Consider the following 16,640-nt stretch of genomic DNA (forward strand, 5'->3'; position numbering starts at 1 on the left):
ATCAGAAATACAATAGTTTATATTTCAACCTAAATCATATATATAATTCATCTAAAAGTCAATTTAAAGTAATATTTTAATGTTTTTATAAAATATTGCATTTACTTTTCAATATATTTATTACTTTTTGTTTTCCTTCACTCTTAAAAAGTCTATTTGGTATATACGCAATCAATAAATTATTCTTTAATAATATTAATCCATTTGATTCCTCTATGGATTTAATTGCCTCATACTTAATAGTACAAATATTATCTTCTTGATAAAATTGAATACCATTTTCTTTAAAAGTAATACTTCTATTTTTGTTTTTGTTATTAAAATATTTAATATCTTGTTCTAATGTTATCCTTTTTATTCGACCTGTTGACCACCTTGTTCTTGCAATAAGTATTACTATAACAAAGAATATTATAGATATATAAGCAGCTTTAAAGCTACTTAGACAAGCAATTAGAATTATAGTTAAAACAGCAACTAATATTGAAGAATATAAAAACACCGCTTTAGTTGCTTTTATACCAATCTTGCCTTCTTTTGTAGTAAAAATATATTTATTTAAGTTTCTAATATCATCTTCTGATCTTATATAAGTAATATCAGCATTATCTATAGTTAACTTTTCACTTTTGCAACTCTTTATATTTTCTTTTATTATTTTATAACACTTCTCTAATTCATCTTCATTATTAAATGCTTCTAAAGGAATATCAATAACATCATTTTTTAAATATTTAATATGAATAAAATCTTCAAAAATATTTACTGTATCTATCGAACAATAAGCTATCTCTTCACTTTTTAACTCATCATAGAATCTCATACTCTTTTTATCAATTTCTATTACAGCTTTTATTAATTTATTGATATTAGATAATTTATTTTCAATTAAAGAATTTCCCTTTTTCATTAATATCTTCTTTTGAATTTTAGGTATAATCTTAAATAATAGTTCATAATAGAGAAAAATTAAAACTATATAGAATAACATTTTTGAAAATACTTTTATTGCTAGATCTGTCCCAGCTGTCAATATGGTTATCAAAAGCAGAAAAGCGAATAGTGGTATAACAATAGCTAAAAGTATCTTATAGAATTTACTTCTCTTCATAGTATTTAGTGATTCAAGTTTTCCATTTAAGGATTTTTCTAATATCTCCTTATATCTTTCTTTACTTATTTCATAAGTTAACTTCAATTTTAATTTCCCCCTTAATTTTGTAAAACGCAATTTGAATTTATCCACTATCCCCATTAAATAATCAACAAACCACCACTACCATTAGTTAAAATTTAAAATTTATTCTACCACATTTTTCATATTGAAACTGTATGTTTCATGTTTAAACTACATATTTTTAATATAAATTTATTTATAATGTAAAAACTTAATATATATAATTATAGATATTAGATTTAATGTATAATACCTTCATGTTTATAGACTAAAGAAAGTAATTCTTATCCTCTAATAATTTAATCACTATCATAAGCTAATCTAATACTGATTTACATTCTAAATATTTACTCTTTGATTTAATCATTCTTACAATACAACTATAAATGTATATTCCCATAGTAAAACCTAAAGTATTTGTTATTATATCATTTATATCAAGGATTCCTCTATTTAAAGTAAATTGAGTAATTTCTACAATTATTATATAGACTAAAAAAACTGATACTAGATTTTTATTGCTGATTCTTGTTTTAAATTTAATATAAATTGATACTGGTACATATATAAATATATTAGAAATTAAAAGAAGCAATGCATGTCCAAAATAATCATTAAATTCATTTATTATTTCAAAAGGATTTAGATTTACACCTGAATAATTCCCTTTAAAAAAAGTTAAAATCATTATTATAATAAAATACATAATAGCTATTATATCAATATACCCCTTATTAAATTTCTTATCTATAATGGATCTAACAATTATAAATAACGTTATTGCTATAATAACCATTATAGACAAATATGCTAATGGCGCATCTGAAATAACTCTAGAAACTATATCTCCTAAAAAGTTATAATATAAAAACCAAATTATAAAAAGACACCCTATAAATATGCATATATTTTTTACTATACTTTTCATATTTCTTTCCTCCCGTGTAAAATATTATTTTATCTATAAATATATTTTATAATAATTAAATCTTCTGTTTTAATACGTAAACTCATATAAATTAATCTCACTTAGTTGATTTAATATTTTTATCTATTAAACTTTCTATAATCTTCTTTGAATTTATTATATCTAAATTACTATTTACAATTTCTAGTATTATCTTCCCATTATATTCAGGTAATAAATTACTAAATATATACTCAAAATCTATATCTCCATTTCCTATAGGCAAATGTTCATGAATCACATTAAATCTTCTATCTGAGATATGAAGTATTTTAGGTTTCTTAATCTTAATCATCTCCTGTAAATGATTAAGATCGTCTATGTGTGCAACATCTAATAAAAATTCTAAATCTTTATTTTGATTAAATATCTTTTCTATCTCATGAGTATCTGTAAATATTGGATCCAATTTGCTATTGTTTTCTAAATACACCGTAATACCATTTGTATTAAATATATCTAAAGCATATTTAATACTTTCATCTAATTTATATATTGTTTTTTCATCAATTATCTCATTTTCACAAATTGGATGAATTATTAATTCCTTATTATTTAATTTATTTAATATATCTAATAATTTTGGTATATGTTCCTTAAATTCATTTATATTTAGAACTGCATGAATAATTGTAGGAAACTTGTACTTATTTATTGTATCAATAAACTCTTTATCAGCTTCATGTAAGCGTAATCCTCTATTGTCATACCATAGTTGCATAAAATCAAATTTATTTTCTTTAGCAAAGATAACTTCATCTTCATATCTATTAAAAAATCTTGCTAAGCATCCTATTTTTATCATTAATAATTTTCCTCCAGTTTTATTTTCACTTCTCTCTGTGTAAAATATTATTTTATATATAAATATACTTTACCAAAACATTAAATGGTATTAAACTACATTTTTATTAATATTTGCTTTGTAATTATAATATAATGTATCTAACAAAATATCCGATATGTATCTAGGAGGCACTACTATGAAAAAATATATTATATTATGGATTTTACTAACAGTAACTATATGGATCTCATTATTTTTTATATCATCAGTCCTATCAAATATAATAATTGAAAATATCTTCTCAGATTTTGATACGGTATTACTATTAACTGGTTTTTCATCACTTTTATCAACATTATTTGTTTGCACTAATTTTTTAAAAGATAAAATAGAAAAAGGATATTGATTTTAGTATCCTTTTTCTATTTATTAAGGTTATTAATTATCTAAGAAAATAAATTAATCCAAGAAATACTGATTTTTATTACTTCCATCACTTCCCCATGCTCCATTTATTCCTCTAAATTGGCCATTAAAAATATCAATAAAATCTTTTGAATCCAATTCTTCAAGTTCTCTAATAATCAATCCTTCTGTTTCAATACGTAAACTCATATCTAATCTCCAATTATGCTTTTATTTTTAAATATAAAATAACTATTCATCATCTCATATATTGATAATAAACATTTATGTATAATTAATCCATATAATATTTTCTAAATTATTTATAAGTATATAAATAAAAAAAGTGTCCCAGGAAATATCCTAGAACACAATACTATTTATTTTCATCTCTCCAAGCCTTTATAGCTTCTCTTGCACCTGAAATTGTAACAGGAATATCTTTAAAGCCAAAGCCATCCTTCTCTTTTAATATCTCCATTAAGTGACCAATACGTGGAAGCCTTAACTTAACACTTCTAATGGCCTTCTTTTCATTAAACACTTCCTTTGGAGTACCTTGTAAAACTACTTTTCCTTCATTTATAACATATACATTATCACAAAAAAGTGGAACTATATCTATATCATGAGTTGATATAATTATTGATATACCAAGAGCTTTTTGAGTCTCTTTTAAAAGATTCATTATCTCACTAACTCCAACTGGATCAAGCCCTGCTGTTGGTTCATCTAATATAAGAACATCCGGTTCCATAACTAATACTCCAGCAATTGCTACACGTTTCTTTTGGCCAAAACTTAAACAGTGAGTTGGTTTATCTTTTAGATGCTCTATCCCAGTCCTTTTAATTGCATTATCCACACGTCTTCTAATCTCATCTTCTGGAAGCTTCATATTAACTGCTCCAAAAGAAACATCTTGATACACGCTAGCTGAAAATAACTGACTATCTGGATCTTGAAATACAACTCCAACAGATTGTCTAAGCTTTATAAGCCCTTTTCTTGAGTAATCTATAGGACTTCCATTAAATAAAACTCTTCCTTTAGTAGGTTTTACTATTCCATTTAAGTGATGAAATAAAGTTGATTTACCTGCTCCATTTCCACCTAATATAGCTGTTACCTCACCTTTTTTTATCTCCATGTCAATCCCATTTAATGCATTAGTTCCATCAGGATATTTGTAATGAAGACCCTCTAATTTAATTATATTTTCATACATTTTTATCTTCTCCTCCTATGTCTTCTAATACTTTAACATTAATGCAATCACTAGCAAAATCACATTTATAACTATTGCTGCAATATATATCTTTCCACTCTTTTTATATGGTTCTTGGAGTACAGTAAGCTCTCCATCATATCCTCTTGATTCTAATGATATGTATAGATCATTTGCCCTTTTAAAGGAACGAATAAAAAGTGTAGATGCAAGTGCACCTAAAGAACGATATCCTGATCTTAAATTCACATACCCAAGTCTTGAGTTTTGAGCCGTAAACATAGTATTTGCTGTATCTAGAAGTATAAAAATAAACTTATATACAAGTCCCATCATTTCTATCATAAGCTTTGGTACTTTAAGCTTTTCAAGTACTGAAAGTATATCAACCATTGGTGTACTTAATGATAAAAAGTACAGACATGATACTGAACCTAAAACTTTAAAGAACAGTCCTAAAGCCTTATATAATCCATACTTTGACACCCCTATAAATGTATTAAACATATGTACTGAAAATAAAAACATATTAGGATCTTTAGAAAAATTAACAGTTATAGTAAGTACTCCAATAATTAAAAATGCCATTGGTACTAATAAAAGCTTAAAATAAACTTTTTTAGGAGTGCCACTAAATTTTAGTGTGGCAACTCCCATAATTAAAAATACAGCTATTGATACTGGTAGCCTGTCTGCAAAAAGACAAACTATTAGAGTAAGTATTGCAAATACAAACTTCTCCATTGGGTTTATCTTTTTTAGTTTTGATGAATAGGCATACTTATCAATATTTATCATTTATTTTCTCCATCTAATCTCTTTCTTTTTCCCTTAAAGTATCCAAGACCAAATCCTATAACTCCAGCACCAATTGCAGCTTGAAGTGCAAATAATAAACTTTCTATTTCTCCACTTTTAGGCTCAAATATTGGAGCAAACCAAGGTTCATAGTCCTTATCTATTTGAGTTATAGCAGCTTCTGCTGCATCATCTGATCCACCAAACTCTCCATCTTTTGCAATGAAAAATGGAACTATTGCAAGTGCTACAACTATTAATATAAGTATAATATTAGTCTTTAGACTGCTTGTCTTTTCTTTCTTTTCTACATTATTACTCAAATTAAATTCCCTCCTTTGATAGGATGTTAAGATCCATTAAATCTTCTTTATCATAAGCTGCTATTGCATTAAATATTACAACAGTTAATATACCTTCACTTATAGCTAGAGGTATTTGTGTTACTGCAAATATACCCATAAATTTAATTATAGACGCCATAGCACCACCTGCTTCTGATGGGAATGCAATTCCAAGTTGTATTGAAGTAGTCATATAGGTTGCTAAATCACCAAGTGCAGCTGCAAGGAATATTCCAAGCCATCTTGGTCCATTTAATTTTTTAACTAATTTATAAATTCCATATGATACAAATGGTCCAACTACCGCCATTGAGAATGTGTTTGCGCCAAGAGTTGTAAGTCCTCCATGTGCTAAAAGTATTGCTTGGAATAAAAGTACTATAAGCCCTAAAACAGTCATAGCAGTAGGTCCAAATAAGATTGCACCTAGACCTACACCAGTTGGATGTGAACAACTTCCAGTTACTGATGGTAATTTTAATGCAGATAAAACAAATGCAAATGCTCCTGCCATTGCAAGTAATATCTTAAGACGAGGGTTTGCACTTATTGTCTTCTTAATTGAGAATATACCGAAAATTACAAATGGAATAGTAAATGCTCCCCATTCTATACACCATTTTGGTTGAAGGAATCCTTCCATAATGTGCATAGCTGATGCCTTAGTTGGTATAAATAATATCATTAATGTGATACCAACAAAAAGTTGAATTCTTTTTGACATATTTGACATAATATAAATCCGCTCCTTAAATATAATAGATTATAAATTGTTAATACTGCTCTCTAAATTATCTTTTTTAAAGTCAGGACACTTTAAGTAAACCCAATAAAATTGCATATAAAAAAGCCTCTTGACACAAAATCAAGAGGCTCGATGAATTTCAAAAAACATAATTTATTCATAAGCAAAGCACCCCCTATATCCCGTAGAGTTTGTGATCTTTTAAAAATAGGCAGGTCTTCTGGCTCAAGTATCAACACCTATTGTAGCCTTCCCAGAGAATAATCCAGTGGCATAGTTTACAATAAGCTCCTCTATTACAGCGGCGGGACCGCGTGGGATTCAAACCCACTTCCCTTTTAATCTTCAAATATATTAATATTTGTTAAACCTATTTTCAAATTTTCAATTTTTCCTAAACTCATTGTACATTATTTAACAATCCTGTACAAGTTAAATACCCAAAAATTTCAGGTATTTATTTAATTTAAATATATTTTATACACAAAACTATCCCCAAGTATCATTTTTTTAATAACACTCAGGGATAATATTACAATATTTTATTCACAAACCTTACCAGGATTTAAAATATTCTTAGGGTCAAAAGTTAACTTGATTCCTCTCATGATACCAATTAATTCATCACTTAATGATTCATTTAAGTATCCTTTCTTAGCGAATCCAATTCCATGTTCTCCTGATACTTGTCCTTTTAATTCTTTTGCTCTGTCATACATGCATTGCATAACTTTTTGAAGTTTTTCATGCCAAGTCTTTTCATCTAATGCATCTCTTAATAGATAAATATGAAGATTACCATCTCCGGCATGTCCAAAACTCTTAATTCTAATATCATATTCTTTTTCTAATTTATGAGTGTACTTAACAAATTCAGCAACTCTATTTCTTGGTACAACTACGTCAACTTCATCCATTTCAGTAGTTGATGCCTTTATTGCTTCTAGGAATGCTCCTCTTGCAGACCAGATTGATTCTTGTCTTTCTTCTGTATCTGATATGAATGCATCTATAGCACCTTCTTTAAGGCATATATCTGCAACCTTTTCATAATCCTTTTCTATTTCTTCTCTTGAATTTCCATCAAAAGTTAAAAGTAAGTATGCATCTGAAGTGTGGTCTGGGAATTTCTTTCCTAGATATTCTTCTGCTGCAACTATTGCTTCTTTTTGCATAAACTCAATAGCTGTTGGTATTGCTTTTGATTTAATTATTTTAGGAACTGTTTCTATTGCAGTTTCTAAATTTTCAAAAGGAACAAGTAAGCTAATTGCCTTTTTAGGTAATGGTAATAGTTTAAGTGTAGCTTTTGTTATTATTGCTAAAGTACCTTCAGCACCTACAACTAAATCTTTAAGGCTATATCCTGAACTATTTTTAACAACCTTACCACCTAAATTCATTACATGTCCATTAGGTAATACAACTTCTAATCCTCTTACATAATCTCTAGTTACTCCGTACTTAACAGCTCTCATACCACCGGCATTTGTACTAATATTACCACCAATAGTAGCTGTTTTTTCTCCTGGATCTGGTGGGTAGAATAAATCATTTTCTTCTACAAACTTTGCAATTTCCATTAATAACACACCAGGTTCTACAGTTAGTGTTAAGTTTTCTTCATCAAGTTCTAGTATCTTATTCATACCACTTAAATCTAAAACTATTCCTTTGTGAAGTGCAACAGCTGCACCAACTAGTCCTGTTCCTGAACCTCTTGCAGTTACTGGGATATTGTGTTCATAAGCATACTTCATTATTTCTGATACTTCTTCTGTATTAGCAACCTTAACTACTATATCAGGAAGCTGTTTTATAGAACCTAATTCATCATGACTATAATCTTCATTTATGTTTTCTCCATAAAATACTCTATCCTCATCATTAATTATCTTTTCTATATCTTTTATAGTATTTTCTGAAACTTTGCTGTAACTCATGACTATTCCCCCTTATTTCCTTTTATTTCTTCTATTAATTTTGGAACTATTTCATATATATCTCCAACTATTCCGTAGTGAGATACTTTAAATATTGGAGCCTTTTCATCTTTATTTATTGAGAAGATATAATCTGAGTTATTCATACCTGCTGTAAATTGTACTGCCCCAGATACACCACAAGTTATTATAAGTTTTGGTCTTACTGTTCTACCACTTAATCCAACTTGCTTTTTAGCATCTTCCCATCCAGCTTCTATTAATGGTCTAGTTACTGCAAGTTCTCCACCTAATAGATCTGCAAGTTCTTTTATCATTTCCATATCTTTTTCTGATTTTACAGCTCTACCTGCAACTACTAATACCTCAGCTTCTGATATGCTATGTTCTTTTTCTTTAGCTACAACTTCTTTTACTTCTATATTAGAAGCTAATTTAGAAGAATCTATATCACAGATTGTTAATGTACCGCTACCCTCTTCATTTCTTTCAGGTGCTGACATTACTTTATATCTAACTGTTGCAAGTTGTGGTCTTGAATTTGGAGTGACTATTTGAGCCATTATATTACCACCAAATGCTGGTCTTATTTGTACTAAATCTGTATTATCTTTTATATCTAGTATTGTACAGTCTGCTGTTAACCCAGTTCTACATCTTGCAGCAACCCTTGGAGCTAATGATCTACCAACTGTTGTTGCGCCAACAAGAAGCACAGCTGGTTTAACCTTCTTTATAAAGTCATCAATTACTGCTGCATATGGTTCTATTCTAAAGTTTTCAAGTTCTTCTTTGTCATATACCATTACTTCATCTACACCATAGTGTAATAATTCTCCTGCTTTTTCTTCTATGTTACTTCCTATGAATATACAATAAACCTTTTGGTTTACTTTATCTGCAAGTTCTCTTGCCTTACCTATTAATTCAAATGTAACTGGATGTATATCTCCATCTACGTGATCTACGTATACAGCTACTCCATTCCATTTGCTTTTATCTATCTTAACGACTTCTTCCTCTATGTATTCTATAGCCCCTTTAGGACCTTTTCTCACACACATTTTGCACATTTTACAACTTGCATTTATTTCAAGTTTTCCGTCCTTCTCTTCTAAAGCACCAAATGGACAAATCTTTATAATTTCTTCTATATTGCCTACTTTATCTTGGTTTATTACTAACTTTGCCATAACTTACTCCCCCTTAAATAAACTTTAATTCCTTTAATCTTTTAGTCATTTTTTCACTTATCTCATCTGAACTACCTGTCCACATTTCGTGGTCATCATTTGATTCTGGTGGGAATATTCTTTCAACTTGAGTAGGAGATCCATTTAATCCATACTTCTTCTCATTTTTATCCTCAAAATCTTGTAAAGATATCATTCTTATTTCTCTATCTTTAGATTCTCTACTTCTCTTATAAGAAGGTAGTCTTGGTTCAAATATATCCTTCTCTACTGTTATAAGACATGGATACTTAATATCTACTATTTCTAGTGTATTTGGCATATCCATTTCTACTGTTATAAAGTTATCATTTACTTCTAATATTCTTCTTACATTTGCAACATGAGGAATTTCAAGATATTCTGCCATTTCAGGTCCAACCTGTGCAGTATCTCCATCTGTTGTTTGTTTACCGCAAATTATTAAGTCAAAATCTCCACATTGTCTTATTCCTTGTGATAATGTATAAGATGTTGCAAGTACATCAGCTCCTGCAAACTTTCTATCTGAAACTAGAGTTCCTTCATCAGCTCCCATTGCGAAAGCTTCTTTTATTACTTCCATAGCTTGAGGTGGTCCCATGCTTATTACCTTTATAACCCCACCTTTTTCTTCTTTTATATTTAGTGCAGTTTCTAAAGCATATAAATCATAAGGATTCATTTTTGTATCTATTCCATCCCTTTTTAACACTCCTGTTTTTTCATCAACTTCAACTTTTGATGTTCCTGGTACTTGCTTAATACAAACTATAGTATTCATAATACATTTCCTCCATTTCTTTTTATCACATACCTATTAATGTTCCGATGTATGTTAGTACTCCTAAGAGAATTACATATGAAACACAATACTTTAGTGTTGAGTTTAAAATTTTACCTTCACTACCTTCAAGTCCAGTAGCTGCTGTTGCAACCGCTATACTTTGAGGTGAGATCATTTTACCTGCTGTTGCACCACAAGTGTTTGCTGCGGCAAGCCAATAAGAATTTACTCCTAATGATTTTGCAGCTTCAACTTGAAGTCCTCCAAATAATACATTAGCTGAGGTATCACTACCTGTTACAAAAGTTCCAAGAGCTCCAATTAATGGAGATATTACTGGATAGAAGCTTCCTGTTGCCATTACTAAAACTAAAGCAATAGATTTTATCATTCCGCTGTATCCCATTACCTTTGCTAGTGCTACTATTGCTATTATTGTTATTGCTGATTTAAACATCTGCTTAACAGTTTCTAGGAAAACCTTTACAATAGCTCCAAAAGAAGCTCCTTGTATTAAACCACCTATAAAGGTTGCTACAATTATTATAGTACCTGGTGTTGCAAGCCAGACAAATGTGTATGGATGCGCCCCAGCCCCTTTATAAATGCTTACAGATGTTTTAACTGCTGCTATTGGTTCATATATTGCTGGAAATAATGGACTGACTAAAATTATAAATATAAATATAAGTATGAAAGGTAACCATGCTATGACTCCTTGCTTAAAGGAAACTTTTTCTTCTTCCTCTAAACTCTTATCTTTATAAAATACCTTTGCAATGAATATAGTAACTCCCATTGATACGACTGACCCAAGCACCGCAGGTAATTCTGCGCCTAAGTATTTTGCAACAATCATTTGTACTATAGCAAAAGAAAGGCCTGATGCAATAGTTATTCCAATAACTCCTTTTAACCCTTTGAATCCCTTACCTGTTATCATTACTAGAACGAAAGGCAATATTACAATGAAAGCAAAAAGTTGAAGTGATATTGTGTAGCTTAAAGGTCCTACAGAAATATCTGACACTTTAGCTAAAGTGTTAACTGGAAGCCCTATTGCTCCGAAGGCTGTTGGTGTTGTATTTGCAATTAAGCATATAGTCGCTGCAAACATTGGTTCAAATCCGAGTGCTGCAAGTATTCCTGCTGGTATTGCAACTGCAGTTCCAAACCCTGCTACAGCTTCTAAGAATCCACCAAAGCCAAAGGCTAGAATTAATACTAAAATTCTCCTATCATTTGTAACACCTGTTAGCATTTTCTTTATAACATCCATTCCCTTTGTGTAGATTGAAAGGTTATAAGTAAATACTGCTGCTATAATTACTATCATTATAGGCCACACTGCAAGTGCAATGCCTTCTAATGCTGCTGATACTGTAATACCAAATGGCATTTCCCACATAAGTATTGCGAGTATAATAGTAACTACCAAAGTTATAGGACAAATTATATGTCCTGGAACTTTAAAGACTCCAAGTGCCACCATAAGTAGAATTATTGGTAATAATGCAACTATAAATTTTAAATAAATATCCATCATTTCCTCCTTCTTATTATATACTAATTAGGTGGTATGACCAATTTTCAATTTCATTGTACTCCTTTATTCTAAGCATTACCAGTATTGTTATTTTTTTAACTATAAACATTTGTAAACGTATTAAGTATAAATAAAGGAGTTGCCAAAGGCAACTCCTCTTTAAGAACAAACTGTGAACTTTCAATTTCCATTAGTTTCCTTATTAAATTGTTATTTTTTTAACACTATCTATTTAATATACTCTTTTATTAATTCAAAATGTTCTTTAAGAGCTGTATAAGCTTCCAAAGAATTTCTGTTTTCTAGTGCAATATATACTCTTTCATGTAATTTTAATAATCTCTCTTTATTCTCACTACTCTCTAGAATATTTTTTCTTGAGTCAGTTATAAACTTATCTATTACTTGTGATAAAACATTTAAAAGATTTGTTATAAGTGGATTATTTGCAGACTTAACTATAGTGTAATGGAACTCCTTATCTATAATTACATTATTGGATTCTATATCACTTTCTTTAAACTTCTCTATTAATTCCTTTAACTTTTTAAGTTCTTCTTTGCTTATCCTTTCAGCTGATAGCATTATTGTTGAAAGTTCTAAAACTTCTCTAAGCTCATATATATCAATAGCTGAACCTTGTTGTAGCATAAACATCATTGATAATGGCTCTAAAAGAATTTCACTAAAATCATTTTTTATATAATTTCCAGCTCCTTGTATACTTTCTATAAGGCCTATAACCTCAAGAGATCTTATAGCCTCTCTTATAGAAGCTCTACTAACATTTAATTCTTCAGCCATAGCTCTTTCTGTTGGTAACTTATCCCCTATTTTAAGCTCGCCCTCTTCAATCATTTTTTTTATACGCTCTACAACTTCTTCATAGACCTTTGTATTCTTTGCTGGCGCGTCCATACCTTTTCATCTCCTTGTATCTTCTCTACTTTGATTCTATTACATTAATCTATTATATTAATTTATAATCATCATCTTATTAATTCATAGCCTCAATTATTTAATTCATAACTCTTATTATAAATTAAAATTGCCATTTTAGTATTACTATAATATTAACATGATTATAACAAAAATAAATTTTTATAATCAACTATATACATTAGTGGATATTTTATTTATTTAATTAACTTTTTTATAAATTGAGGGTAAATTTATCAAGACCACAAAAGAATAACCCTCCAAATTGGAAGGTTATTCTTTATAAGCTATAATATCAATATTTCTTTACAACCATTTTTAATAGCTATATCTTTTAAATAATCCATATATTCATCTGTTGGGGTTTTAGAATTAACCTCATTTTTTCTAACTCCCATAGGTCTATATTTTATAAGTTTATATCTTATCTTAGGATCTAAAGATACTAAAAGATTACTTATCTTATATACATTATTCTCATTGTCTAAAAGGTCTGGAACTATAACAGTTCTTATCTCAAATAATTTATCTATACTAGCTAAATATTTAGCATTTTCAAGAACTATATCATTTTTTCTCTTAGTTAACATTTCATGTTCTTCAGAATCAAATGATTTTATATCTAACATAACTTTATCTATAAGATCTATAAATTCTTTATCTTTAGAAAAGTCTAATGATCCATTTGAATCTACAAAAATACTAAGTCCTAATTCCTTAACTTTCTTAAATAACTCTACAAGGAAATCTCTCCAAAGAGTACATTCTCCCCCTGATACAGTTATTCCAGATATAAATGGTTTCACCTTTAATATCTCACTTACTACATCTTCTACACTCATATATTTAGTTCTTGGCCCACAATTTTTTGTACAATTTTCAAGGCATAAACCACAATTTTCACATCTATCTTCATCCCATTTTATAGTACCATTTAAAAGTTCTACAGCACCATGAGGACATATCTCTACGCACTTACCACAGTGCTTACAAGTTTTTATAGTTTCAGGATTATGGCAATATTTGCAGTTAAAATTACACCCTTGAAAAAATATTGCAGTTCTATTTCCAGGTCCATCGACTGAACTAAAAGGAATTATCTTATTAACTAACCCATTAGTCATTATCTCTAACCTTTCTATCTAAAACCCTAGAATTTTTAACAGCTCCAAGCCCTAATACTACAGTATCTTGCAGTACTTGCTCGCCCTCTTCTAATTTCTTTATATCAGATAGCTTAACTAAATATCCAGTTATTCTTATTACATCACAATCAGAAGAATATAATGAGAAATATCTCATACCTTCTTTAAATGCTCCATTTATTATGTCAAGGATAGCTTCTGGATTCTTCTTTGCTGTTGATTCGAATGGGAATATATCACCTATACCTGATGGAAAATACTTATGGAATTTAGCACTTTGCATAAGATGAATAGGTAAATCTGGCTCTTCTCCTATTGGTATCCTACATCCAGGGCTTGTACCATTGTCTGTATCTATCCCCACTTGTGCATGTAATAAGAAATGTCCATCTGTAATAGAACAATCTTTATTAACTCTGCTATTTACTATCTCATACATTTTATCTATTATTTCTAAGCCTAATTTATTTGCTTTTTCACTGTGTCCAAATCTATCTTTTAATTCCGTTGCATTAAGTAGATTATTTACGCACTCTGCGAGTCCAAACATACCAAACATAGCTGTAAATCTATCTTTATGTATCAATCCTTCTTTTACTAGGAAATTAGTTTCAAAGAAATTGCTCTCCTCTACTATAAACTTTATTCTCTTATCTATATATTCACTCATTTGGTCCATAACATAAGGTAATACATTCTCTAAGAAATCTTCTTTAGATGTAGCCTTCTTAGAAGCTCTATAAAGATTAAGTCTAACAAGTGTAAGACTACCTCCCCCTATGTATAATCCGTTATAACAACTAGCTATTGCATATTTATATGGTGCAAATTCCTTTGAGAACATCTTATCATTTGCAAAGCTTGGCTTAGCTGTAACTAAAGCTGTATTTATAGAATCTATAGCAAATTCTTTTGATGTTCCTTCTCCATATTTTAATGTTATATTTGGTATTGCAGTTTCAAGTTCTCTCTGCGCTTTTAATATAATCCTTCCAGCTTTTGTTTCTATAGGACCAATATTTGCATGACAGAAAGAATCTGTTATTGTTCTATCTATTTGAAGTAAAAATAATTTTATAGCTCTATAAGCCTCCTCTTCATCAACTACAAAAGGCTCTAAAAGAGTATCAATATTTCCTATGTATACTGGCATAGAAGTTATAGATGGTACATGCTTGTACAAAATAAGTAAATTAGTTGTAGCTTCCCATATATCCTTTGGTGGATTTAAATTAAGAAATTCACTTCCTTCTTTGATAAATTTTTCATAATCTGGACAGATATATCTAGGTCTATATGGTGCATTTCCTTCGTATAAATCACATATTACACCTTCATCTCTTAAACTTTGAATCTCTTTTGAAAGGTTTAGTACATCTAATGAATTTTCAGCTTCTCTAGCAAGAGATAGAACCTTTTGTTCGTAAGTTAAAGTTTTATCTTTTATTATGTTTAAAGTATTATTCAAGAATCCTCAGCTCCCATTTATAAAATTTATTATGTATTATTGTATCTTCAAACCCTCCATTATGCAAACCTTTTCTAAGGCCATGATATTCCAAAGTACTAGGTATAATAATTTTACCTCCTTATTACTATTTATAAATGCTATAATTACTTATAAATAGGTATTTAGGATTAAAGGAGGTTTATAATATGCATAAAATTGCAGTCTTAATTAGTACTGATGATTCACAAAAAGAAAAGTTTAAAAAAGCTTGTGGCAATACAGAAATTGTTTTTAGAGGTGGAGAGACTCCTGTGGGCGACCTAAATCAATATACTATAATAGTTGGCAATGTAGACCCTAAGAAGCTTAAAAAGGCTACTTCTCTTAAATTTTTACAACTTTGTAGTGCTGGAGCAGATAATTATACAGATAGAAGTATATATGCAAATAATGATGTAATTTTAGCTAATGCATCTGGTGCTTACGGTTTTACAATATCTGAATATATGCTTGCTATGCATCTTAGTATGATAAAAAAGCTTCCAATATATCGAGATAATATGAAAGAAGGCTTATGGGAAAGTGCTGGTACTATAACTTCAATTAGTGGCAGTACAGTAATCTGTGTAGGTATTGGCGATATTGGCTCAAGATATGCTAAAAAGCTTAAAGCTCTTGGTGCTTATGTTATTGGTATTCGTAGAACTAAAGGTGAGAAACCAGACTTTTTAGATGAGGTATATACTCAAGATGACTGCAAAGATGTTCTTTCTCGTGGAGATGTAATTGCATTATCTCTTCCAAACACTAAAAAGACAGATAGATTCTTATCAAAGGAAACTATAACCTCTTTAAAGGATGGTGCATTTATTATAAATGTTGGTCGTGGTAATTCTATAGATATAGAGGCTCTTTGTGATGCTCTTATATCAGGTAAATTAGGCGGCGCTGCTTTAGATGTAACAGATCCAGAACCACTTCCTAAAGATCATAGATTGTGGAGTATATCTTCTGCATTAGTAACTCCACACATAACAGGTGGATTTACTCTGCCTCAGACTAAAGATTTTATCTTTGATATAGCTTGCGAAAATATAAAACGTGTCCTTGATGGAAAATCACCTAAAAAATTAGTTAGCTTTGATGAAGGCTATTAAAAATAAAAGTA

The 16,640-nt window shown here is 29.5% G+C and carries 17 protein-coding genes and 1 riboswitch; of the genes, 2 read left to right on the forward strand and 15 right to left on the reverse strand.

Going from position 1 to position 16,640, the window contains the following annotated elements:
- Positions 1–85 precede the first annotated feature (85 nt).
- The 3 genes from K5V21_RS07820 to K5V21_RS07830 form a co-directional block, all read right to left on the reverse strand.
- Entirely contained in the window at positions 86–1,198 is a 1,113-nt protein-coding gene (locus tag K5V21_RS07820) for a hypothetical protein (protein WP_221860583.1), read from the reverse strand.
- A 295-nt stretch (positions 1,199–1,493) separates the two neighbouring features.
- Positions 1,494–2,105 carry a VanZ family protein gene (locus K5V21_RS07825; RefSeq protein ID WP_221860585.1) on the reverse strand — a complete coding sequence of 204 codons (612 nt, stop codon included), beginning with the start codon at positions 2,103–2,105 and terminating at the stop codon, positions 1,494–1,496.
- A gap of 97 nt (positions 2,106–2,202) precedes the next feature.
- Positions 2,203–2,949 (reverse strand): TIM barrel protein, encoded by a 747-nt coding sequence (locus K5V21_RS07830; protein WP_221860587.1) that lies wholly within the window; start codon positions 2,947–2,949, stop codon positions 2,203–2,205.
- 178 nt (positions 2,950–3,127) lie between these two features.
- Between K5V21_RS07830 and K5V21_RS07835 the strand changes: the two genes are divergently transcribed.
- Positions 3,128–3,337, forward strand: coding sequence for a hypothetical protein (locus K5V21_RS07835; RefSeq protein ID WP_221860589.1), 210 nt, complete (start codon positions 3,128–3,130; stop codon positions 3,335–3,337).
- 53 nt (positions 3,338–3,390) lie between these two features.
- On the opposite strand, the gene K5V21_RS07840 is transcribed toward K5V21_RS07835, so the two are convergent.
- The 12 genes from K5V21_RS07840 to K5V21_RS07895 all read right to left on the reverse strand — a co-directional run bounded on the left by K5V21_RS07840 (position 3,391) and on the right by K5V21_RS07895 (position 15,490).
- Entirely contained in the window at positions 3,391–3,546 is a 156-nt protein-coding gene (locus K5V21_RS07840; RefSeq protein WP_221860591.1) for a hypothetical protein, read from the reverse strand.
- 166 nt (positions 3,547–3,712) lie between these two features.
- Positions 3,713–4,564, reverse strand: coding sequence for an ATP-binding cassette domain-containing protein (locus tag K5V21_RS07845; protein ID WP_221860594.1), 852 nt, complete (start codon positions 4,562–4,564; stop codon positions 3,713–3,715).
- 24 nt (positions 4,565–4,588) lie between these two features.
- Positions 4,589–5,362, reverse strand: coding sequence for a cobalt ECF transporter T component CbiQ (gene cbiQ, locus K5V21_RS07850; RefSeq protein ID WP_221860596.1), 774 nt, complete (start codon positions 5,360–5,362; stop codon positions 4,589–4,591).
- Positions 5,359–5,685 carry an energy-coupling factor ABC transporter substrate-binding protein gene (locus K5V21_RS07855; protein ID WP_221860598.1) on the reverse strand — a complete coding sequence of 109 codons (327 nt, stop codon included), beginning with the start codon at positions 5,683–5,685 and terminating at the stop codon, positions 5,359–5,361. Before K5V21_RS07855 ends, cbiQ begins: the two co-directional genes overlap by 4 nt.
- 1 nt (position 5,686) lies before the next feature.
- Positions 5,687–6,430, reverse strand: a complete 744-nt coding sequence (locus K5V21_RS07860; RefSeq protein WP_204595080.1) for an energy-coupling factor ABC transporter permease — start codon at positions 6,428–6,430, stop codon at positions 5,687–5,689.
- Positions 6,431–6,644: 214 nt separating this feature from the next.
- Positions 6,645–6,840: riboswitch (cobalamin riboswitch) on the reverse strand.
- Positions 6,841–6,993: 153 nt separating this feature from the next.
- The gene (locus K5V21_RS07865) at positions 6,994–8,394 is read right to left on the reverse strand and encodes an FAD-binding oxidoreductase (protein WP_221860600.1); all 1,401 of its coding nucleotides are present in this window, start codon (positions 8,392–8,394) and stop codon (positions 6,994–6,996) included.
- A 2-nt stretch (positions 8,395–8,396) separates the two neighbouring features.
- Positions 8,397–9,587 (reverse strand): electron transfer flavoprotein subunit alpha, encoded by a 1,191-nt coding sequence (locus tag K5V21_RS07870; RefSeq protein ID WP_221860602.1) that lies wholly within the window; start codon positions 9,585–9,587, stop codon positions 8,397–8,399.
- A 13-nt stretch (positions 9,588–9,600) separates the two neighbouring features.
- Positions 9,601–10,389, reverse strand: coding sequence for an electron transfer flavoprotein subunit beta/FixA family protein (locus tag K5V21_RS07875; RefSeq protein WP_221860604.1), 789 nt, complete (start codon positions 10,387–10,389; stop codon positions 9,601–9,603).
- A 25-nt stretch (positions 10,390–10,414) separates the two neighbouring features.
- Positions 10,415–11,935 (reverse strand): L-lactate permease, encoded by a 1,521-nt coding sequence (locus K5V21_RS07880; protein WP_221860731.1) that lies wholly within the window; start codon positions 11,933–11,935, stop codon positions 10,415–10,417.
- A 231-nt stretch (positions 11,936–12,166) separates the two neighbouring features.
- On the reverse strand, positions 12,167–12,856 hold the full coding sequence (locus K5V21_RS07885) for a FadR/GntR family transcriptional regulator (RefSeq protein ID WP_221860606.1): 690 nt from the start codon (positions 12,854–12,856) through the stop codon (positions 12,167–12,169).
- A 308-nt stretch (positions 12,857–13,164) separates the two neighbouring features.
- Positions 13,165–14,001, reverse strand: a complete 837-nt coding sequence (locus tag K5V21_RS07890; RefSeq protein WP_221860608.1) for a YjjW family glycine radical enzyme activase — start codon at positions 13,999–14,001, stop codon at positions 13,165–13,167.
- Positions 13,994–15,490 carry a YjjI family glycine radical enzyme gene (locus K5V21_RS07895; RefSeq protein WP_221860610.1) on the reverse strand — a complete coding sequence of 499 codons (1,497 nt, stop codon included), beginning with the start codon at positions 15,488–15,490 and terminating at the stop codon, positions 13,994–13,996. Before K5V21_RS07895 ends, K5V21_RS07890 begins: the two co-directional genes overlap by 8 nt.
- A gap of 497 nt (positions 15,491–15,987) precedes the next feature.
- Here K5V21_RS07895 and K5V21_RS07900 point away from each other — a divergent pair, with 497 nt between their 5' ends.
- A complete protein-coding gene (locus K5V21_RS07900; RefSeq protein ID WP_407927702.1) occupies positions 15,988–16,629 on the forward strand; it encodes a D-2-hydroxyacid dehydrogenase in 642 nt (213 codons plus the stop codon).
- Positions 16,630–16,640: the final 11 nt, after the last annotated feature.

It is taken from the genome of Clostridium sardiniense, from assembly GCF_019753795.1.
GTDB lineage: Bacteria > Bacillota > Clostridia > Clostridiales > Clostridiaceae > Clostridium > Clostridium sardiniense.